At 73.8% G+C, this 20,589-nt stretch carries 16 protein-coding genes; 10 read left to right on the top strand and 6 right to left on the bottom strand.

The genetic code is table 11. The annotated features are described in order from the left end of the window. Both ACS04_RS31955 and ACS04_RS31950 read right to left on the bottom strand, forming a co-directional pair. On the bottom strand, positions 1-433 hold a 433-nt coding region (locus ACS04_RS31955; protein ID WP_048480348.1), incomplete at its 3' end, for an alpha/beta hydrolase. Then, positions 430-1,155: an SDR family NAD(P)-dependent oxidoreductase gene (locus ACS04_RS31950; protein WP_048480347.1), complete on the bottom strand. Its 726-nt coding sequence runs from the start codon at positions 1,153-1,155 to the stop codon at positions 430-432. The genes ACS04_RS31955 and ACS04_RS31950, both read right to left, overlap by 4 nt. Before the next feature lie 130 nt (positions 1,156-1,285). Between ACS04_RS31950 and ACS04_RS31945 the strand changes: the two genes are divergently transcribed. From ACS04_RS31945 to ACS04_RS31935, 3 genes are read left to right on the top strand one after another with little or no spacing between them, the layout of a single operon-like run. Further along, on the top strand, positions 1,286-1,873 hold the full coding sequence (locus ACS04_RS31945) for a PadR family transcriptional regulator (protein ID WP_048480346.1): 588 nt from the start codon (positions 1,286-1,288) through the stop codon (positions 1,871-1,873). A gap of 18 nt (positions 1,874-1,891) precedes the next feature. Beyond that, positions 1,892-2,620, top strand: a complete 729-nt coding sequence (locus tag ACS04_RS31940) for a VWA domain-containing protein (protein ID WP_048480345.1) — start codon at positions 1,892-1,894, stop codon at positions 2,618-2,620. Positions 2,621-2,656: 36 nt separating this feature from the next. After that, positions 2,657-3,178 (top strand): pyridoxamine 5'-phosphate oxidase family protein, encoded by a 522-nt coding sequence (locus ACS04_RS31935; RefSeq protein WP_048480344.1) that lies wholly within the window; start codon positions 2,657-2,659, stop codon positions 3,176-3,178. A 52-nt stretch (positions 3,179-3,230) separates the two neighbouring features. On the opposite strand, the gene ACS04_RS31930 is transcribed toward ACS04_RS31935, so the two are convergent. From ACS04_RS31930 to ACS04_RS31915, 4 genes are all read right to left on the bottom strand, one after another. Next, positions 3,231-4,565, bottom strand: coding sequence for a DUF1906 domain-containing protein (locus ACS04_RS31930; RefSeq protein WP_048480343.1), 1,335 nt, complete (start codon positions 4,563-4,565; stop codon positions 3,231-3,233). Positions 4,566-5,477: 912 nt separating this feature from the next. Further along, the gene (locus tag ACS04_RS31925; RefSeq protein ID WP_048480342.1) at positions 5,478-6,938 is read right to left on the bottom strand and encodes a glutamate synthase subunit beta; all 1,461 of its coding nucleotides are present in this window, start codon (positions 6,936-6,938) and stop codon (positions 5,478-5,480) included. After that, on the bottom strand, positions 6,931-11,511 hold the full coding sequence (gene gltB / locus ACS04_RS31920; RefSeq protein ID WP_209441824.1) for a glutamate synthase large subunit: 4,581 nt from the start codon (positions 11,509-11,511) through the stop codon (positions 6,931-6,933). The genes ACS04_RS31925 and gltB overlap by 8 nt, the downstream gene beginning before the upstream one ends. A 340-nt stretch (positions 11,512-11,851) precedes the next feature. Then, positions 11,852-12,583 (bottom strand): VIT1/CCC1 transporter family protein, encoded by a 732-nt coding sequence (locus ACS04_RS31915; protein WP_048480340.1) that lies wholly within the window; start codon positions 12,581-12,583, stop codon positions 11,852-11,854. 279 nt (positions 12,584-12,862) lie between these two features. On the opposite strand from ACS04_RS31915, the gene ACS04_RS31910 reads away from it, so the two are divergent. The 7 genes from ACS04_RS31910 to ACS04_RS31880 all read left to right on the top strand — a co-directional run. After that, complete coding sequence (locus tag ACS04_RS31910) at positions 12,863-13,840, top strand: ADP-ribosylglycohydrolase family protein (protein WP_048480356.1); 978 nt, start codon at positions 12,863-12,865, stop codon at positions 13,838-13,840. Beyond that, positions 13,837-14,997: an ADP-ribosylglycohydrolase family protein gene (locus tag ACS04_RS31905; protein ID WP_048480339.1), complete on the top strand. Its 1,161-nt coding sequence runs from the start codon at positions 13,837-13,839 to the stop codon at positions 14,995-14,997. The genes ACS04_RS31910 and ACS04_RS31905 overlap by 4 nt, the downstream gene beginning before the upstream one ends. 7 nt (positions 14,998-15,004) lie before the next feature. After that, a complete protein-coding gene (locus tag ACS04_RS31900; protein WP_048480338.1) occupies positions 15,005-16,150 on the top strand; it encodes an ADP-ribosylglycohydrolase family protein in 1,146 nt (381 codons plus the stop codon). Between the two features lie 80 nt (positions 16,151-16,230). Next, positions 16,231-17,703 carry an ADP-ribosylglycohydrolase family protein gene (locus tag ACS04_RS31895; protein ID WP_048480355.1) on the top strand — a complete coding sequence of 491 codons (1,473 nt, stop codon included), beginning with the start codon at positions 16,231-16,233 and terminating at the stop codon, positions 17,701-17,703. Then, positions 17,700-18,668, top strand: coding sequence for a ribokinase (rbsK, locus tag ACS04_RS31890; RefSeq protein ID WP_078865566.1), 969 nt, complete (start codon positions 17,700-17,702; stop codon positions 18,666-18,668). Before ACS04_RS31895 ends, rbsK begins: the two co-directional genes overlap by 4 nt. Then, the gene (locus tag ACS04_RS31885; RefSeq protein WP_048480337.1) at positions 18,665-19,897 is read left to right on the top strand and encodes a CaiB/BaiF CoA transferase family protein; all 1,233 of its coding nucleotides are present in this window, start codon (positions 18,665-18,667) and stop codon (positions 19,895-19,897) included. Before rbsK ends, ACS04_RS31885 begins: the two co-directional genes overlap by 4 nt. Further along, positions 19,894-20,589: HpcH/HpaI aldolase/citrate lyase family protein (locus ACS04_RS31880; protein WP_048480336.1), on the top strand; the 696-nt coding region annotated here is incomplete at its 3' end. The genes ACS04_RS31885 and ACS04_RS31880, both read left to right, overlap by 4 nt.

Genomic DNA, 20,589 nt, shown 5'->3' with positions numbered 1-20,589 from the left:
CCGGCGCCCGCGCCCGGGCCCACAGCAGTACGTTCAGCGCGTCGTCCGGCGCCGCCGGCCAGGGGTGTTCGGGGGCCAGGCGGTAGTCGGCGGAGACCACCACCGCGCCCGACCCGGCGGCCAGCGACCGGCACGTCGCGTCGTGCGTGGCGACCCCGCACATCACCCACCCGCCGCCGTGGAGGAACACCGCGAGCGGCCGGCCCGTCGAGCCCGGCGCCGGGTCGTAGACCCGGACCGGGACCCCGCAGGCCTCGGCGTCCCGTACCGACGCCACCTCCGGTCCCGCCGACCGGCCGCCGGCCGCGGCCGCCCGAAGGGCCGCCACGTTCCCCGGACCCGGGAACGCCGCCGTCATCGCGTCGCACAGTTCCCGGGCCGCGGGGGACAGCCGGTCGCCCCCGGCGCCACGGCCCGCGAGGTCCTCGCTCATCGCGCGGTCATCCCCCCGTCCACCGCGAACTCCGCCCCCGTCACGTACGAGGAGGCGTCCGAGCAGAGGAACAGCACCAGCTCCCCGACCTCCTGTGGCCGCCCCATCCGCCCCAGCGGGACGTGCGACCAGTCCCGTCCGGCGACCTCGGCCACCATCGGCGTGTCGATCGCCCCCGGATGCACCGAGTTGACCCGGATCCGGTCCCCCGCCAGGTCCAGCGCCGCCGAGCGGGTCAGTCCCCGCAGCCCGAACTTGGTGGACCCGTACGCCGCGTGGCCGGGGATGCCGACCAGTCCGGCCGTGGAGGAGACGTTCACGATCGACCCGCCCCCGGCCGCCCGCAGCACCGGCGCCACCGCCTGGATGCCGAGGAAGGGCCCCAGCAGGTTCACCCGCAGCAGCTCCTCGAACTCCTCGCGCCGCTGCCGCTCGACGTGCGCCGTGCGCCACAGCGCCGCGTTGTTGACCAGCGCGGAGATCGTGCCGAAGGCCCGTACCGCCTCCCGTCCCCCCCGGGCCCAGCCCGCCTCTTCGGCCACGTCGTGCCGGACGTACAGGCCCTGCTCCCCCAGCGAGGAGGCGACGGCGCGGCCCTCCTCCTCCCGTACGTCCGTGACGACCACCCGCGCGCCGGCCTCCGCGCACAGGCGGGCGCCGGCCGCGCCCTGCCCGCGCCCGGAGCCCGTGATGACGACGACCTTGCCGTCCAGCGAGACCATCCGCCACTCCTCCCGCCCCACCGCCCGCGATACGCCTAATAGGCATACCCCTATCAGTCATATGGAAAGGAAGGAAGGGAAGGGCGGGAGGGGCGGGAAGGCTCGAAAACCGGGCCGTAGACTGCACTGCGTGGCAGACGACACGGACAGGCGCCCGCTCCCGGCGACCGGCTGGGCCGTACTCGGGCTGCTCTCCTTCGGGGAGGAACTCTCCGGCTACGACCTGAAGAAGTGGTCGGACCGCTCGCTGCGCTTCTTCTACTGGAGCCCCTCCTTCAGCCAGATCTACAGCGAACTCAGGCGCCTGGAGAAGGCCGGTTACGCCTCGTCGAGACAGGTGGCACAGGAGGCCGGCAGCCGCGGCAAGCGGCTGTACCGGATCACCGAGGAGGGCATGGCGGCCGGCCGCGCATGGGCCCGCGAGACCCCGGCCGATCCGCCCGTCCTCAAGCACGGGCCGATGCTGAGGCTGTGGCTGGGCCATCTGCTGGAGCCCGGCCGGTTGCGCGAACTCCTGCTGAAGCAGCAGGAGTTCGCGGATGGGATGCGGTCGGCCGCGGTGGCCGATGCCCGGGCCGCCCTCGACGAGCCGGCATGGGCCTACCCGGCCCTCACCCTCAGGTGGGCGGAGCGCTACTACGCATCCGAGAGCGCCCTCGCGGCCGCGATGCTCGACGATCTCGCGAGCCTGGAGGAACCCGGGCCCGCAGGACGGTAGCTGACGTACCCTCGGGCCATGACGGGCAGCGCGATCGACCTCCGCACGATGGAAGCGACCGCTCCGGCGCTCGTGAGCCTCTACAAGAGCGCCGGGATCTCGCTGCGCAAACACGGCCTGGAGGGCGTGCGCGCCGCGGTGTACCTGGTCCTGGACTACTCGGGGTCGATGCGCCCGTACTACCGCGACGGCACCGTGCAGGCCTTCGCCGACCGGGTACTGGGCCTGTCGGCCCACCTCGACGACGACGGCCGCGTGCCGGCGGTGTTCTTCTCGACCGGGGTCGACGCGGTGGAGGAGATACCGCTCGCCGGTCACCAGGGGCGGATCGCCGAGATCGCCTCCCGTCTGGGCCACATGGGCAAGACCGCGTACGACGCGGCCATGGAGGCCGTGATCGACCACTATCTGGACTCGGGGGCGGCGGATCCGGCGCTGGTCGTCTTCCAGACGGACGGCGGTCCGATGGACAAGACGGCGGCGGAACGGTACCTGTGCAAGGCGGCCCGGCTCCCGCTGTTCTGGCAGTTCGTCGGCTTCGGCCGGACGCACAGCAGCCAGTTCGACTTCCTGCGGCGCCTTGACGAACTGCCCGTGCCCAAACGGCGGGTGGTGGACAACGCGGGGTACTTCCACGCGGGCCCGGATCCGCGCGAGGTACCGGACCCGGTGCTGTTCGACCGGCTGGTCATGGAGTTCCCGTCCTGGCTGGCGTCGGCCCGCGCGGCCGGCATCGTGCGCGCCTGAGCGGCCTGTGCGGGTGCCAGGCGCTTTGATGGGCGTATGACGACCACGAACAACTGGGCATCGTTCGAGAATCGGGAACCGGCATTCGCGGAGGTCGTCCGGGCCCGCTTCGCGCTGTACCCGCACCACGTCCTCGGCACGCTGCGCAAGGACGGCTCCCCACGGCTGACCGGGCTGAACGTCGACATCCGCGGCGGCGAGCTGTGGCTCGGGATGATGCCGGGCTCGATGAAGGCCAAGGACCTCCAGCGCGACCCGCGCTTCGCCCTGCACACCAACCCCGGGGCGGGTGAGGAGATGCCGGACGGGGACGTACGGATCTCCGGGCGCGCGATCGAACTGCTGGACCCGCCCGAGCTGCACCGGTACGCGGAGGAGACCGAGACCCCGCACCCCTTCCACCTCTTCCACGCGGACCTGACGGAGGTGGTCCACACCGGCATCGACGGCGACGACCTGGTGGTCCGCACCTGGACCCCGGCCGGCGGCCTGCACACCCTGCGCCGGGGCAGCGACGACGAGCCCCCGCGCGAGGACCCGGCGGGAACCGGGAGCTGACGTACGGCGCCGGCCGGCCGGGCGGCGCCGTGGCCGCGCGGGATGAGTTCGTCTAGAAGAACGCGCCGGGGAGTGCGTCCAGGAGGGCCGGGTCCACGTCGACCCAGCTGCGGTCGATGGTGATCGTGACCCCGGCGTACGTGGCCTCGTGGTCGCCGCGGTACTGGTGGGCGCGGCGACGGCCGGACCAGCGGTGCGTACCGGCGGGCAGGCCCGCGTCGGTGTCGGCGACCGAGGCCTTGCCGTTCCAGGAGGCCACCCACAGCACGTCGGGCATGGCCTCGGGGGCCTGGTCGTGGTGTTCGTTCAGGGCCTTGGCCCCGGAGCCGGCGGCCACGTAGGCGCCGGCGCGGTAGCCGAGCTCGTGCAGGCGGACCGTCCAGGCGGTGAGGTAGGCGACGACCGGCGGGTCCCAGGTGGTGCGGTCGGTGTAGTTCTCCAGGTCGTCGTAGAGCACCGTGCCTTCGGCCAGGCCCAGGGAGCGGGCCGCCCGGACGGCGCCCTCGGCGGCCTCGGAGCCCTCGCGGTTCGCCCGGGAGGGATCGACCGGAAGGCCGGTGGCGGGGCTGTTCCAGGGCTGCGGGCCGACCCAGAGCGGCATCAGGTGCCAGCCCGCCCCGGCCTGCCGCCGGACCCAGTCGGCGGTGAGCCGGGGCTGGGCGCAGGCCCGGGCGCGGCCGCCGATGTAGATGCCGACGGCGCCGAACGGTGACGCGCCGCGCCAGCCGTCCATGGCGCGCTGGGCGGGGGCGGTGCAGGCGTCGAAGCCGGCGCCGGTGAAGGGCGGCTGGGCCCGGACGGGCTTCGGGCCGGCGACGGCGGAGACGGGTTCGGCGGGGACGGCGCCGGCGGCGGCGGAGGCCGTGCCGGCGGGGACGGCGGCGGCGGAGGCCGTGCCGGCGGGGGCGGGCGTGCCGACGGCCCGCGCAAGCACGTCTCGTACGGTGTCGGACGCGCCCCCGTACGAGATCGTCGCCATCACCCCCGCCCCGGGCAGGGCGTACCGCACCTCGCCGCTGTCCCCCCGCGCCTCGGGGAGCCCGCCCGTTCCGTCCGCCCTCAGCGTCGGGATGTCGGCCCGCGCCGGTGCTCCGTCGAGCGGCTCCAGGTGCAGGGTGTCGGCCCGCCTCCGCACGGCCCGCCCGCTGCATTCGCCCTGGGTACCGGCGTGGCCGAGGTACAGGGTCGGCAGGTCCAGCCGCAGGCAGGCGCCGGGGTCCCGCTCCAGGTCGACGACCCGCCATTCCGCGGGGACGGCGACCCGCATCCCCCGGTAGTCGACGGTCCGCCCGCCGAAGGCGTCGTCGCCATCGGCGGCGCAGGGCTGGGCGGGAATCAGCAGGGCGGCGCCGAGCAGGCCGCTCAGCAGGGTTCGGAGGGGGACCATGATCCAGATGGGTACCAGACTCCGGCCCCGTGAACGGTGCGCGCACCCGGCCCGGCTGCCCCGTCCGGCCCAACCCGCCCCGCCGGCCCCGCCCCCGCCCGTCACCTGCACGAGTGAAGCGCCCCCGGGCCTCAGCACCCCGACCCGCAGGTGCGCGTGGGTGCGCGGTCGCGGTGACCGCCAAGAAGACATGCGCGAAGTCCGTTGTCAACAGCAGCGGTTAGCGTGGCCGACACCGGCAGGTAGCCGACACACCACGCGGGATCACATGCATCAGGCGAACGGTCGCGGCAGGGCCCCACATCGACGACCATCCGGACCGTGACCCGGCCCCCTTCACGGTCGACTGCCCGGAGACCGAACCGGCCCGGGTCACCGTCCCCCTCGGCACGGGCCTGCGGGGCGGCTTCGGAGCCTGGGTGACCGCCTCGGCCCCGTCCATCCACTGGGGCGCTACGGCCACCCAGCCCGAGTAGGCGAAGCCCGGGAGGCCGCATGCGGCCCAGCGGTGCGAGCACGGCGTCCCGTGACCGTACGGGAGCCCCGGTAACGGACCGCCCGAACGCCACAGCGCCCGTCATCCCTGGTCGGGGACATGACGGGCGCTGTGTCAGAGTTCCGCACACCTTTGTGCGGACCGTATGAGGGGTCCTCCCCGGGGGGAGGGGTACTGCACCCCGGCCACATGCCGCCGGTCGGAGGCCGGCGCAGCCGGGCGAAGCCCGGGAGGCCGCCTGCGGCCGTGCGGTGCGAGCACGGCGTCCAGAAGGAGCCATGACGGGCGCTGTGTCAGAGTTCCGCACACCTTTGTGCGGACCGTATGAGGGGTCCTCCCCCCCGAGAGGGGAGGGGTACTTCGGGCCTCCCCAGGGGGAAGGGGTACCTCGGGCCTCCCCAGGGGGAAGCGGACGGTCAGACCACCAGGGAGCGGTCCGTCGGCTTGACGGGGTACGGGAGGGCGCTGCTGCCCGTCAGGTAGCGGTCCACGCCCCGGGCCGCCGAGCGGCCCTCCGCGATCGCCCAGACGATCAGCGACTGGCCGCGGCCGGCGTCGCCGGCCACGAAGACGCCGTCGACGTTGGTCGCGTACGACGCGTCGCGCGCCACGTTGCCGCGCTCGTCCAGCTCCAGGCCGAACTGGGACACCAGACCGTTGGCCTGGTCGGTGCCCGTGAAGCCCATCGCCAGGGTGACCAGCTGGGCCGGGAGGACCCGCTCGGTGCCCGGCTTCTGCTCCAGCCTGCCGTCCTTGAACTCCACCTCGACCAGGTGCAGCGCCTGGACGTTGCCGTCCTCGTCGCCCTCGAAGTGGGTGGTGGAGACGGAGTAGATCCGCTCGCCGCCCTCCTCGTGCGCCGAGGTGACCTTGTAGAGCATGGGGAAGGTCGGCCACGGCTGCCCGGCCGGTCGGTCCTCCGACGGCCGCGGCATGATCTCCAGTTGCGTCACCGAGAGCGCGCCCTGGCGGTGGGCCGTGCCCACGCAGTCCGCGCCCGTGTCACCGCCGCCGATGACGACCACGTGCTTGCCCTCCGCCGTGATCGGCGGGGCCACGAAGTCGCCCTCCTGGACCTTGTTCGCGAGGGGGAGGTACTCCATCGCGAAGTGGATGCCGCGCAGTTCGCGCCCCGGGACCGGGAGGTCGCGGGAGACCGTCGCGCCCGCCGCGACGACGACCGCGTCGAACCGCTTGCGCAGGTCGGTCGCGGACAGGTCGCGGCCGATCTCGATGCCGGTGCGGAACTTGGTGCCCTCGGCGCGCATCTGCTCTATGCGCCGGTTGATGTGCACCTTCTCCATCTTGAACTCGGGGATGCCGTAGCGCAGCAGGCCGCCGATGCGGTCCGCGCGCTCGTACACGACCACGGTGTGGCCGGCCCGGGTCAGCTGCTGGGCCGCGGCCAGACCGGCCGGGCCCGAGCCGATGACGGCCGCCGTCTTGCCGGACAGCCGCTCCGGCGGCTGCGGGGTGACGTTGCCGTTGTCCCACGCCTTGTCGATGATCGAGACTTCGACGTTCTTGATCGTGACGGCCGGCTGGTTGATGCCGAGCACGCACGCCGACTCGCACGGAGCGGGGCACAGCCGGCCCGTGAACTCCGGGAAGTTGTTCGTGGCGTGGAGCCGCTCCGACGCCGCCGACCAGTCCTCGCGGTACGCGAAGTCGTTCCACTCCGGGATCAGGTTCCCGAGCGGGCACCCGTTGTGGCAGAACGGGATGCCGCAGTCCATGCAGCGGCCGGCCTGCTTGCTGATGATCGGGAGCAGCGAGCCCGGGACGTAGACCTCGTTCCAGTCCTTCAGCCGGTCGGCGACCGGACGGGAACAGGCCGTCTCGCGCGGGGTGGTGAGGAAGCCCTTCGGGTCAGCCATGGGTCGCCGCCTCCATCATCTTCTCCGTGGTCTCGGACTCCGTGAGTCCGGCCAGCTCAGCGGCGTCCTTGGCGGCGAGCACTGCCTTGTACGTGGTCGGGATGATCTTGCTGAACCGGTCCGCGGAGACGGACCAGTCGGCCAGGAGCTTCGCGGCCACGGTCGAGCCGGTCTCCTCCTCGTGGCGGCGCACCACATCGTGCAGCCACTGCTTGTCGGTGTCCGAGAGGACCTCGACGGCCCCGGTGTTGCCGGCGTTGACGTTGGCGGGGTCCAGGTCGATGACGTACGCGACGCCGCCCGACATGCCGGCCGCGAAGTTGCGGCCCGTCTCGCCGAGGACGACGGCCGTGCCGCCGGTCATGTACTCGCAGCCGTGGTCGCCCACGCCCTCCGAGACGACCAGGGCGCCCGAGTTGCGGACGCAGAAGCGCTCGCCGGTGCGGCCGCGCAGGAACATCTCGCCGCCGGTGGCGCCGTAGCCGATGGTGTTGCCGGCGATGGTCGAGTACTCGGCGAGGTGGTCGGCGCCGCGGTCCGGGCGGACCACGACCCGGCCGCCCGACAGGCCCTTGCCGACGTAGTCGTTGGCGTCGCCCTCCAGGCGCAGCGTCACGCCGCGCGGCAGGAAGGCACCGAAGGACTGGCCCGCGCTGCCGGTGAAGGTCAGGTCGATGGTGTCGTCGGGCAGGCCCGCACCGCCGAACTTCTTCGTGACCGCGTGGCCGAGCATGGTGCCGACGGTCCGGTTGATGTTCCGTATGGCGACCTGCGCGCGGACCGGCTGGGCGGCCTCGGCGGTCTCGGCGTTCAGCGCGTCGGCCGCGAGCTTGATCAGCTCGTTGTCGAGGGCCTTCTCCAGACCGTGGTCCTGCTCGATGAGGGCGTGGCGGACCGCGCCCTCGGGCAGCGCCGGCACGTGGAAGAGGGGCTCCAGGTCGAGGCCCTGCGCCTTCCAGTGCGTGACGGCCTTGCTGGTGTCGAGCAGTTCGGCGTGGCCGACGGCCTCCTCGATCGTACGGAAGCCCAGCTCGGCCAGGATCTCGCGGACCTCCTCGGCGATGAACTCGAAGAAGTTCACGACGAACTCGGCCTTGCCGGAGAAGCGCTCGCGCAGGACCGGGTTCTGTGTGGCGATGCCGACCGGGCAGGTGTCCAGGTGGCAGACGCGCATCATGACGCAGCCGGAGACGACGAGCGGCGCGGTCGCGAAACCGAACTCCTCGGCGCCGAGCAGCGCGGCGATGACCACGTCGCGGCCGGTCTTGAGCTGGCCGTCGGTCTGGACGACGATGCGGTCGCGCAGCCCGTTGAGCAGCAGGGTCTGCTGGGTCTCGGCGAGGCCGAGCTCCCAGGGGCCGCCCGCGTGCTTGAGCGAGGTGAGCGGGGAGGCTCCCGTACCGCCGTCGTGGCCGGAGATGAGGACGACGTCCGCGTGGGCCTTGGAGACGCCCGCGGCGACGGTCCCGACGCCGACCTCCGACACCAGCTTCACGTGGATGCGTGCGGCCGGGTTGGCGTTCTTGAGGTCGTGGATCAGCTGGGCCAGGTCCTCGATGGAGTAGATGTCGTGGTGCGGCGGCGGGGAGATCAGACCGACGCCGGGCGTCGAGTGCCGCGTCTTGGCGACCCACGGGTAGACCTTGTGGCCGGGCAGCTGGCCGCCCTCGCCGGGCTTGGCGCCCTGCGCCATCTTGATCTGGATGTCGTCCGCGTTGACCAGGTACTCGCTGGTGACGCCGAAGCGGCCGGAGGCGACCTGCTTGATCGACGAGCGCCGCGCCGGGTCGTACAGGCGGTCCGGGTCCTCGCCGCCCTCACCGGTGTTGGACTTGCCGCCCAGCTGGTTCATGGCGATGGCGAGGGTCTCGTGGGCCTCGCGCGAGATGGAGCCGTACGACATGGCGCCGGTGGAGAAGCGCTTGACGATGTCGGCGACCGACTCGACCTCGTCGATGGGGATCGAGGGGCGGCCGCCGTCCTCGGCGCCCTTGAAGCCGAAGAGCCCGCGGAGCGTCATGAGGCGTTCGGACTGCTCGTTCACCCGGTCCGTGTACTTCTTGAAGATGTCGTACCGGCGGTTGCGGGTGGCGTGCTGGAGGCGGAAGACCGTCTCCGGGTCGAACAGGTGCGGCTCGCCCTCGCGGCGCCACTGGTACTCGCCGCCGATCTCCAGCGCGCGGTGCGTGGCCGCGATGCCGGAGGCCGGGTACGCCTTGGCGTGGCGGGCGGCCACCTCCTTGGCGATGACGTCCAGCCCGGCGCCGCCGATCTTGGTGGCGGTGCCCTGGAAGTAGGACCCGACGAACTCCTCGTTCAGGCCGACGGCCTCGAAGACCTGCGCGCCGCGGTAGGAGGCGACGGTGGAGATGCCCATCTTGGACATGACCTTCAGGACGCCCTTGCCGAGCGCGTAGATCAGGTTCCTGATGGCCTGCTCCGGCTCCAGGCCGGACAGGAACGTACCGGCGCGCAGCAGGTCCTCGACGGACTCCATGGCGAGGTACGGGTTCACGGCGGCGGCGCCGTAGCCGATGAGCAGCGCGACGTGGTGGACCTCGCGGACGTCGCCGGCCTCGACCAGCAGGCCCACCTGGGTGCGCTGCTTGGTGGCGATGAGGTGGTGGTGCACGGCGGAGGTGAGCAGCAGCGAGGGGATCGGCGCGTGCTCGGCGTCCGAGTGGCGGTCCGAGAGGACGATGAGGTGGGCGCCGCCCGCGATGGCCGCGTCGACCTCGCCGCGGATCTCCTCCAGGCGGGCGGCCAGTGCCTCGCCGCCGCCGGAGACCCGGTAGAGGCCGGAGAGGGTGGCGGCCTTCATGCCCGGCATGTCGCCGTCGGCGTTGACGTGGATGAGCTTGGCCAGCTCGTCGTTGTCGATGACCGGGAAGGGCAGGGTGACGCTGCGGCAGGACGCGGCGGTCGGGTCGAGCAGGTTGCCCTGCGGGCCCAGCGAGGACAGCAGCGAGGTGACGAGCTCCTCGCGGATGGCGTCCAGCGGCGGGTTGGTGACCTGCGCGAAGAGCTGGGTGAAGTAGTCGAAGAGCAGCCGGGGGCGCTCGGACAGGGCCGCGATCGGCGAGTCCGTTCCCATGGAGCCGAGCGGCTCGCCGCCGGTGAGGGCCATCGGCGCGAGGATGAGGCGCAGCTCTTCCTCGGTGTAGCCGAAGGTCTGCTGGCGGCGGGTGACCGAGGCGTGGGTGTGGACGATGTGCTCGCGCTCGGGCAGGTCCGTCAGCTCGATCTCGCCGGACTCCAGCCAGTCCGCGTAGGGCGCGGCCGCGGCCAGGCCTGCCTTGATCTCGTCGTCCTCGATGATCCGCTTCTGGGCGGTGTCGACGAGGAACATCTTGCCGGGCTGGAGGCGGCCCTTGCGGACGACCTTGGCGGGGTCGATGTCGAGGACGCCGACCTCGGAGGAGAGGACGACGAGGCCGTCGTCGGTGACCCAGTAGCGGCCGGGGCGCAGACCGTTGCGGTCGAGGACCGCGCCGACCTGGGTGCCGTCGGTGAAGGTGACGCAGGCCGGGCCGTCCCAGGGCTCCATCAGCGTGGAGTGGTACTGGTAGAACGCGCGGCGGGCCGGGTCCATGGAGGTGTGGTTCTCCCACGCCTCCGGGATCATCATCAGCACGGCGTGGGGCAGCGAGCGGCCGCCGAGGTGCAGGAGCTCCAGGACCTCGTCGAAGGAGGCCGAGTCGGAGGCGTCCGGGGTGCAGATGGGGAAAATCCGCTCCAGGGCTCCGTCGCCGAAGACGTCGGAGGCCAGCTGGGACTCGCGGGCCTTCATCCAGTTGCGGTTGCCCTTGACCGTGTTGATCTCGCCGTTGTGCGCGACGAAGCGGTACGGGTGGGCCAGCGGCCAGGAGGGGAAGGTGTTGGTCGAGAACCGGGAGTGGACCAGGGCCAGCGCCGAGGCGAAGCGGCGGTCGGAGAGGTCCGGGAAGAAGGGCTCCAGCTGGCCGGTGGTCAGCATGCCCTTGTAGACGATGGTGCGGGCGGAGAGCGACGGGAAGTACACGCCGGCCTCGCGCTCGGCGCGCTTGCGCAGCACGAAGGCCTTGCGGTCCAGCTCGATGCCCGTCGTGCCTCCCCCGGAGCCTTCGGCCCGGGAGGTGCCCCCGCTCACGAACAGCTGCGAGAAGGCCGGCATGGTGGCGCGGGCGCCGTTGCCGAGCAGGTCCGGGGTGACCGGGACCTCGCGCCAGCCGAGGACGGTGAGGTTCTCCTCGGCGGCGATGGCCTCGATCTGCTCCACGGCGACGGCCTGTGCGGGGCCGTCGGCGGGGAGGAAGGCGATGCCGACGGCGTACGCGCCGGCCTCGGGGAGCTCGAATCCGGCCACCTCGCGCAGGAACGCGTCGGGGACCTGGGAGAGGATTCCGGCGCCGTCGCCCGAGTCGGGCTCGGATCCGGTGGCACCGCGGTGTTCGAGGTTCCGCAATACGGTCAGCGCCTGCTCGACCAGCGTGTGGCCGGCCTCGCCGCTGAGGTTGGCCACGAAGCCGACGCCGCAGGCGTCGTGCTCGTTGCGCGGGTCGTACATGCCCTGGGGGGCGGGGCGACCGTCCATGGGCGACCAGGCGGTGGTGCTGGGGCCGGTCGCGGAGTGCGTGGATGCGGAACGCATCGGCTCTCCCGTCGTCGTAGCGGCATATGTGTCATAGCCGAGGGACGACGTTGGCCCTCTGCGAAATTTCGTGCAGGTTACATGATGACTGCAATCCCGAGAAGCGGATATGGCGTTTCACCATGCGGACACGGCACGCAGCAGACAGTGGAGACTCCGCAGCGCACGGGCATCGTTGCCCGGCGCGGCGCCCTGGACTGATGCCCTGCGGATACGGGCGCGAAACCGCCGGGTAATGGAGTACTTATGCCACCGACTGCATAGTGTCTCACTGCTTGCGCGGTCAGCCTACGGCTGAGCCGATCCAGGTTCCCAGGACGTACGTCACACCCGCGGCCGCCCCGCCCAGCACCAGCTGCCGCAGGCCGCTGTACCACCAGCTCCGCGCGGTGACCCGGGAGACGGCCGCGCCGCAGGCGAAGAGCCCCACCAGCGCCAGCAGCACCGCCGGCCACAGGGACGCGGCCCCGAGCAGGTACGGCAGTACGGGCAGCAGCGCGCCCAGCGCGAACGAGCCGAAGGACGACACCGCGGCGACCATCGGCGACGGCAGGTCGTCGGGGTCGATCCCGAGCTCCTCGCGGGCGTGGATCTCCAGCGCCTGCTCCGGGTCCCGGGACAGCTGCATGGCGACCTCGCGGGCGAGCTTCGGCTCGACCCCGCGCGATACGTACAGCTCGGCCAGCTCCTCCATCTCGTCGACGGGGTGCTTGCGCAACTGCGCGCGTTCTATGTCAAGTTCGGCGAGGACCAGCTCGCGCTGCGAGGCCACCGAGGTGTACTCGCCGGCCGCCATCGAGAAGGCTCCGGCGGCGAGGCCCGCCAGCCCGGTGATCACGATCGTCTGCGGAGCGACGGCGCCGCCGGCCACGCCGGTCATCAGCGCGAGGTTGGAGACCAGCCCGTCCATGGCGCCGAAAACGGCCGGTCGCAGCCATCCGCCGTTGACGTCGCGGTGGGTGTGGTTGTCGCGGTGCGCGGTGTGCAGCGGCGCTTCGATGTCGATGAGAGACATGATTGGATTCCTCCCCTTTTGTACGAACGGGTACGCGGAACCACGCCATGCGCGACGCGCAGGCACCACACCCCCGGAACACCTCGAAACTACGCACGATTTCCTTCGCCCGCCAGCAAGGAAGGCCGTACTTACCTGGGGTTTCGCGGGTCGGCGACCGGGTGACGGCGGCCTGGGCGGGGTGTTTCGCGACAACCGACAAACCACATGACATGGCACAAATCCCCCAAGGGCTCATGATGAGCCCCATCCACAGTGGAGAGGCGCGCCATGGAGCCGATGAAGCTGATTGCACGCAATCCGCAGGTCCTCCTCGAACGGGCCAGGGGCGCTCTTCTCGGCCTCGCGGCGGGTGACGCGCTCGGCGCCCCCGCCGAGAACATGAAGCCCTCGGAGATCCGGGCGAAATGGGGTCGCATCGAGGGGTTCGTATCGGACGACCCGGCCGGCACCGACGACACCGAGTACGCGATCTTCTCCGGGCTGCTGCTGGCCCGCCACGGGTCGGCGCTGACCGTCTCCCACGTCGAGCGGGCCTGGCACCAGTGGATCGCCGACCTCGACGAGGGGCCCTTCCGCGGGGCGGGCTTCAGCGAGCGCGGCACGCTGGAGAACCTCCGCCGGGGCCTGGCCGCCCCCATCTCCGCCCAGCACCGGCACGCCTGGTCGGACGGGCTGGCCATGCGGGCGGCCCCCTTCGGCGTCTTCGCGGCGGGCCGCCCGGCCGAAGCGGCCCGGCTCGTCGCCATCGACGGCTCGGTCAGCCACGACGGCGAGGGCATCTACGGCGGCCAGGCGGTCGCGGCCGGGGTCGCGGCGGCCATGGCGGGCGGCTCGCCCGCCTCCGTCGTCTCCGCGGCCCTGTCCGTGATCCCGTCCGACTCCTGGACGGCCCGCTCCCTGCGCCGCGCGGTGACGGCCGCCCCGCGCGGGGAGCGGGCCGTGCGCTCCGCCGTGGTGATCGGCGGCTACCCGTGGACGGACCTGGCCCCCGAGGCCGTGGGCCTGGCGTTCGGGGCCTTCGCCGCCTGCGGCGGCGACTTCGTCACCTCGGTCCTGACGGCGGTGAACATGGGCCGCGACGCGGACACCACGGCGGCGGTGGCGGGCGCCCTCTGCGGCGCCCTGTCGGGCATCGACGCGATCCCGCGGGAGTGGGCCGAGGCCATCGGCCCGGTCCGCGGCAGTTGCCTCCCCTCGATGCGCGGCCACCACGTCCTGGACATCGCGGACCTCCTCACCCCGGAATCCCGATGACCTCCCTCCCGCCGGGCCAGGGGCCGCGGCCCCCAGCCGACGTGCGGCGGATCGAAGGGGTGCTGCTCGGACTCGCCGCGGGCGACGCCGCCGGGTGGCCCGCCGCCCGGCACCGCGCCAGCCGCATGCCCGAATGGACCCGCCGCCTCACCCGCGAGCTCGACACCTTCGCCGAGCACAACCAGACCACCACCCTCCCCGTCCCCATCGCCCTCAACCAGCCGCCGGAGCCCCTGCGCCTCGGCCCCTCCGACGACGCCGAATGGGCCGCGTTCGCCGCCGAATCCGTACTCACCGCCGCCGGCGCGCTGCTCAGCGACCTCAGCCGGTCCCGCCGCATGCGGGCCGCCATCGACCTGGCCTGGAACGCCCTGGCCAGCGAGATCGCCGCGGCGGCGGAACGCGCCCCCGAGGTGGAGTCCGCCGTGCTGCCGCTGCGCGCCCGCATCTCCGTACGGGCGGGCCTCGGCAACCTCGCCGCCGGCCTGCGCCCGCCTGCCACCGGCCACGACAACCCGCACTACTTCGACGACGCCGCCTGCGTGCGCGCCTGCGTCCTCGCCGTCGTGCACCCCGGCGACCCGGCGGCCGCCGCCGACCTCGCCGAGTTCGACGCCCGCTACACCCAGGACGGCGACGGGGTCCACGGTGCCCGCGCCATGGCCGCCGCCATCGCGGCCGCCCTCGCCGGCGCCGACACCGACACCGCCGTGGACGCCGCCCTCGACCGGCTCCCCGAGGCCACCGAGATCGGCCGCAACGCCCGCCACGCCGTCAAGCTCGCCCGCGTCCACCCCGAGGGCGGGGCCTTCGCCATCGTCCCCACCCTCGAACACGAGATCGTGGACCACGTCTACAGCTACGGCATCGCCGCCGCCGAGACCGTCCCCGTCGCCCTCGCCCTCGCCACCGCCGCCCGCGGCCGGGCCGCCGAGGCCGTACCGGCGGCCGCCTGCCTCTCCCGCGTCGCGGACTCCGCCCCCGCCCTCGCCGGCGCGCTCACCGGCGCCCTCGGCGGCGGCGACTCGATCCCCGCCGCCTGGCGCGAGGCCTGCCGCACCCTCTCCGGCTGCGCGCTGCCCCGCCTCGCCGGAACGGACCTCGTCGAACTCGCCGCGCTGCTCGCTCGTACGGAACTCACCTCACCCAAGGGATGATTCGGACATGACGCTCACTCTCGAAGACCGGGCGGCCGGCTGCCTCGTCGGGGCCGCCGTCGGCGACGCGCTCGGCGGCCCGGTGGAGGGCTGGTCCCCGGACCAGATCGCGCAGCGGCACGGCGGCCGCGTGCACGGCATCGTCGGCCCCTGGTACGAGGACTGGCGTACGGCACGCCCCATCGCGCCGTACCACAAGGGCGACGGCCACGTCACCGACGACACCCTCATGACGCACGCGCTGGTACGGGTCTACGAGGCCGTACGCGACCACCTCGACGCGTACGCGGTCGCCGAGCACCTGGTCCCCGACCTGATGACGAACCCGCGCTGGATCCCCGAACTGGAGGCCCGGGCCCTCCCCTTGCAGCGGATCTTCCTCGCGGAGAAGTGGATCGTGAGCCGTCTGCACTACGGGCACGTCGACCCCCGCGAGGCGGGCAGCGGCAACATCGTCAACTGCGGGGCGGCGATGTACATGGCGCCGGTGGGCATCGTCAACGCGGGCAATCCGGCGGGCGCGTACGCGGAGGCCCTGGACATCGCCGGGGCGCACCAGTCCTCGTACGGGCGGGAGGCGGCGGGCGTCTTCGCGGCCGCGGTGGCGGCGGCCTGCCGGCCGGGGGCCACGGCCTCCTCGGTGGTGGACACGGCCCTGGCGCTGGCCAAGGACGGCACCCGGGAGGCGATCGCCGCGGTGTGCGAAGCGGCCGCCCGCCACCGGGACTTCGAATCGGCGCTGGCCCCGCTGCGCGCGGCGGTGGCCCCGTACGACTCGGTCGGCCCGGACTACCGCTCCCCCTCCCTCGGCGCCCGCCGCCCCTCTCGCCTGCACGCGATCGAGGAGCTGCCGATCGCGCTCGGCATGCTGGTCGTCTCCGACGGGGCGTACGAGGGCTCGGTGCTCGGCGCCGTCAACTACGGCCGCGACTGCGACTCCATCGCCACCATGGCCGGGGCGATCTGCGGAGCCCTCGCGGGCGTCTCGGCGGTTCCGCCCGCCTGGGCCAAGGAGGTCGCCGAGGCCAGCCGCCTCGACCTGCACGCCCCGGCGACGGCCCTGGCGGCAGTGGCCCGCGAGGGCTTCGCGCGGGACCGGGACCGCCGCCGGGCCCACGAGGCGGCCTTCACCTCGATCGCCGGCGCACGGTGACCCCCGCCCCGCCCGCCGCTCCCGCCGCGCCCGCGGGGCCGTCGCCCGCGCGGGCCCCGGGTGGCGGTCCGGCCGGGACCCTGCGGCTGACCTGGGCGCAGCCGGAGGACCTGGTCGGCCACGAGCTGCGGCAGGCGGCGGAGGACGGCCGGGACGCCGGGCCGGCGGCGCGGGCCTGGGCGGCGGCGGGCGGCCACCCGGCCCCCTCCCGGGCCGGCGCCTCCCCCGCCCCGGCCCCACCGGAACTGCGCGCCCTGGCCCTGCGCCTCCTGGACGAACTCGCCTCCCTCCCGGTCCCCTCGGCCGCGGCGGAACCGGCCTCCTGGCCCGCGATCACCGCGACCTGGCCCGCGTCCCCGCCCGCCACGCACCCCCGCCCGGCGGGCCGCCCCGGCGAGCCGAACCCCGTCGCCGGAACCGCGACCGGAAGCAGGACCGGAACCGGAACCATGACCGGAACCGGAAGCAGGACCGAGGGCGGAACCGGAACCGGCTTCGATGCGGAGCTGTGCCGTCGGCTGGAGGCGGCATGGGTGGGGCGGGCCGTCGGGTGCCTGCTCGGCAAGCCCGTCGAGAAGCTGCCGCTGCACGCGATCCGGGCGCTCGGCCGGGCCGCCGGGAACTGGCCGCCCGGCGACTGGTTCACCGCGCGCGGCGTCCCCGCGGAGCTGCTGGCCGCGCACCCCTGGAACCGGCGTTCCGCCGGCACCTCCCTCGCTGAGAACATCGACGGCATGCCCGAGGACGACGACCTCAACTACCCCCTCCTGGGGGTGCGGCTGCTCCAGCGCCACGGCAAGGGCTTCACCACCGCCGACGTCGGCCGGCTCTGGCTCGACGAGCTGCCCGCCGGGCGCACGTTCACCGCCGAGCGCCTGGCCTACCGCAACCTCCTCCAAGGACTGGAGCCCCCGGCCACCGCCACCCACCACAACCCCTTCCGCGAGTGGATCGGCGCCCTGATCCGGGCCGACGTCCACGGCTGGACCCACCCCGGCGACCCGGCCGCCGCCGCGGCCCAGGCATACCGGGACGCCGCCCTCACCCACACCGGCAACGGCCTCTACGCCGCCCTGTTCACCGCCGCCGCCATCGCCGAGGCCGCCGGAGGCCGGGCCGACGTCCACACCGCGCTCCGCGCCGGGCTGGCCGTCGTACCGCCCCGCTCGCGCCTCGCCGAAGCCGTCCGCCACGCCGTCGCCGCGGCCGGGCAACACGCCGACTTCGACCATGTCGTCGACGAGCTCCACGCGCGGTACGGCCACTACCACTGGGTCCACGCCGTCCCCAACACCGCCCTGATCGCCGCCGCCCTCACCCACGCCGACGGGGACTTCACCCGTTCCGTCTGCCGCGCGGTCTCCGGCGGCTGGGACACCGACTCCAACGGCGCCACCGCCGGCTCGCTCGCCGCGCTCGTCGACCCGGACGGCGTCCCGCACCGCTGGTCCGCCCCCCTCGGGAACCGCCTCGCCACCACCGTCCCCGGTTTCGACGGCATCGGCTTCGACACCCTCGCCCAGCTCACCGCACAGGAGGCAGCCCGCCCATGACGGCCATCGCCGTGCTCGGCAGTACCAACATGGACCTCGTCGCCTACGTCCCGAGGGCCCCCCGCCTCGGGGAGACCGTCACCGGCCACGCGTTCCGCACCGTCCCCGGCGGCAAAGGCGCCAACCAGGCCGTCGCCGCCGCCCGCAGCGGCGGGGAGGTGGTGATGATCGGCGCGGTCGGCGCCGACGAGTTCGGGGTACGGCTGCGCTCCGCGCTCACCGCGGCCGGGGTCGAGACGGCCGCCCTGCGCACCGTCGAGGGTGCCAGCGGCACCGCCCACATCACCGTCGACGACGAGGGCTCCAACAGCATCGTCGTCATCCCCGGCGCCAACGGCTCCGTCACCGGGCTGGAGGCGGGCGACGCGGCGCGGATCGGAGCCGTCGACCTCCTGCTGCTCCAGCTCGAACTCCCGATGGAGGCCGTCCTCGCGGGCGCCGCGGCCGCCCGCGCCCAGGGGGTCCGTACGGTCCTCACCCCGGCCCCCGCCCGGCCGCTGCCGCGCGAGCTGCTGGAGCTGGTGGACCTCCTGGTGCCCAACGAGCACGAGGCGGCAGCCCTGACCGGCTTCACCGACCCGCTGGGAGCCGCCGAGGCGCTGCTGCGCGAGGTACCGGAGGTGGTGCTCACCCTGGGCGCGGCCGGGGTGCTGTACGCGGCGCGGGGCCGGGAGCCGCTCGCGGTGCCGGCGCTCCCGGTGCGGGCCGTGGACACCACCGCCGCCGGGGACACCTTCGTCGGCGCGCTCGCGGTGGCCCTCGGGGAGGGCCGCCCGATGCCGGAGGCGCTGCGCTGGGCCTCGGCGGCGGCCGCCCTCTCCGTCCGGCGGCCCGGGGCGCAGGACTCGATGCCGACCCGGGCGGAGACCGACGCCTTCGCCGCCTCGACGCCCGCGCCCGCGCCCCGTACCGGAGGTACCGGGAGCGACCTCGCCGGCGAGCCGGCCGCGGGAGCCGCCTCGTGACCCCTGCCGACGCGACGCGGCCCTCGCCGGGGGCGGCCGCCACCGGCGGCCCCCTCGACGGGCTGCGCGTCCTGGACCTCGCCACCCTCTTCGCCGGGCCGCTGGCCGCCACCCTGCTCGGCGATTTCGGCGCCGAGGTGGTCAAGGTGGAGCACCCCGTGCGCCCCGACCCCTCGCGCGGCCACGGCCCCGCCAAGGACGGCATCGGCCTGTGGTGGAAGCTGCTCGGCCGGAACAAGCGGACGATGACCCTCGACCTGTCCACCCCGGGCGGGCGGGAGACCCTGCTGCGGCTGGCCGCCACCGCCGACGTGGTCATCGAGAACTTCCGCCCCGGGACCCTGGAGAAATGGGGCCTGGGCTGGCCCGAACTGTCCGCCGCCAACCCGCGGCTGGTCCTGGCCCGCGTCACGGCCTTCGGCCAGCAGGGCCCGTACGCCCGCCGCCCCGGCTTCGGCACCCTCGCGGAGGCGATGAGCGGCTTCGCCGCGATCACCGGGGAGCCGGACGGGCCGCCGACCCTGCCGCCCTTCGGCCTCGCCGACTCCATCGCCGCGCTGACCACCGCGTACGCCGTGATGACCGCGCTCGCCGGGCGCGAGCGCACCGGCCACGGCCAGGTGGTGGACCTGGCCATCATCGAACCGATGCTGACCGTCCTGGGCCCGCACCCCCTCTGGTACGACCAGCTCGGCTACGTCCAGCCGCGCACCGGCAACCGCTCCACCAACAACGCCCCCCGCAACACCTACCGCAGCGCCGACGGCCGCTGGCTGGCGGTCTCCACCTCGGCCCAGTCCATCGCGGAGCGCGTGATGCGGCTCGTCGACCGGCCCGAGCTGATCGCCGAGCCCTGGTTCGCGAGCGGCTCCGGCCGGGCCGCCCACGCGCCCGTCCTCGACGAGGCCGTCGGCGGCTGGATCGGACGCCACAAGGCCGACGAGGTCGTCGCCGCCTTCGAGGAGGCCGAGGCCGCCGTGGCCCTGGTCTACGACGTACGGGACGTCATGGCCGATCCGCAGTTCGCGGCCCTGGACACCGTCACCGAGGTCGAGGACCCCGAACTCGGCCCGCTCCGGATGCAGAACGTCCTGTTCCGACTGTCCGGGACCCCCGGCGGGATCCGCTGGGCGGGCCGCCCGCACGGCGCGGACACCGAAGCCGTACTCACCGAACTCGGCCTGTCCGAGACCGAGATCAGCGCACTCCGGATGGAGGGGGCCCTGTGATCCTGACCTGGCTCTACGTACCCGGCGACCGACCGGACGTGGTCGCCAAGGCCCTGTGCTCCGGGGCCGACGCCGTCATCGTCGACCTGGAGGACGCGGTGTCGGCCTCCCGCAAGGAGTACGCCCGCGCCGCCACCGCGGAGCGGCTGGCCGAGCGGCCCGCCGTCCCCGTGTTCGTCCGCGTCAACGCCCTGGACTCCCCCTGGGCCGGCGCCGACCTCACCGCCCTGACCGGGCTGCACGGCCTGGCCGGGCTGCGGCTGCCGAAGATCACGGCTCCGGAGCAGATCGCCGCGGTGGCCGACCGCACGGGCGGGGTGGCCCTGCACGCCATGCTGGAGTCGGCGCTGGGCGTGGAACGCGCGTACGAGATCGCGCGGGCGCACCCCGCCCTGCGCGGGCTCTCCCTCGGCGAGTCCGACCTCGGGGCGGATCTGGGCATCAGTGCGGAGGCGGGGCTGGACTGGCCACGCTCCCGCGTGGTGATCGCGGCACGGGCGGCCGGGCTGGCCCCGCCCGCGCAGTCGGTCTTCCCCGACATCCGGGACCTGGAGGCACTGGCCGTCTCCTGTACGCGCGGCCGGGCGCTGGGTTTCCTCGGCCGGGCGGCGATCCACCCGCGCCAGCTGCCGGTGATCGAGCGGGCCTACCTGCCCGGACCGGCGGAGGTCACCGCCGCCCAGGAGATCGTG

Origin of the sequence: Streptomyces roseus (assembly GCF_001044425.1) — a bacterium.
Lineage (GTDB): Bacteria > Actinomycetota > Actinomycetes > Streptomycetales > Streptomycetaceae > Streptomyces > Streptomyces roseus.
Note: the sequence above shows the minus strand (reverse complement) of the source record. Positions and strands in the feature narration are given on the sequence as shown.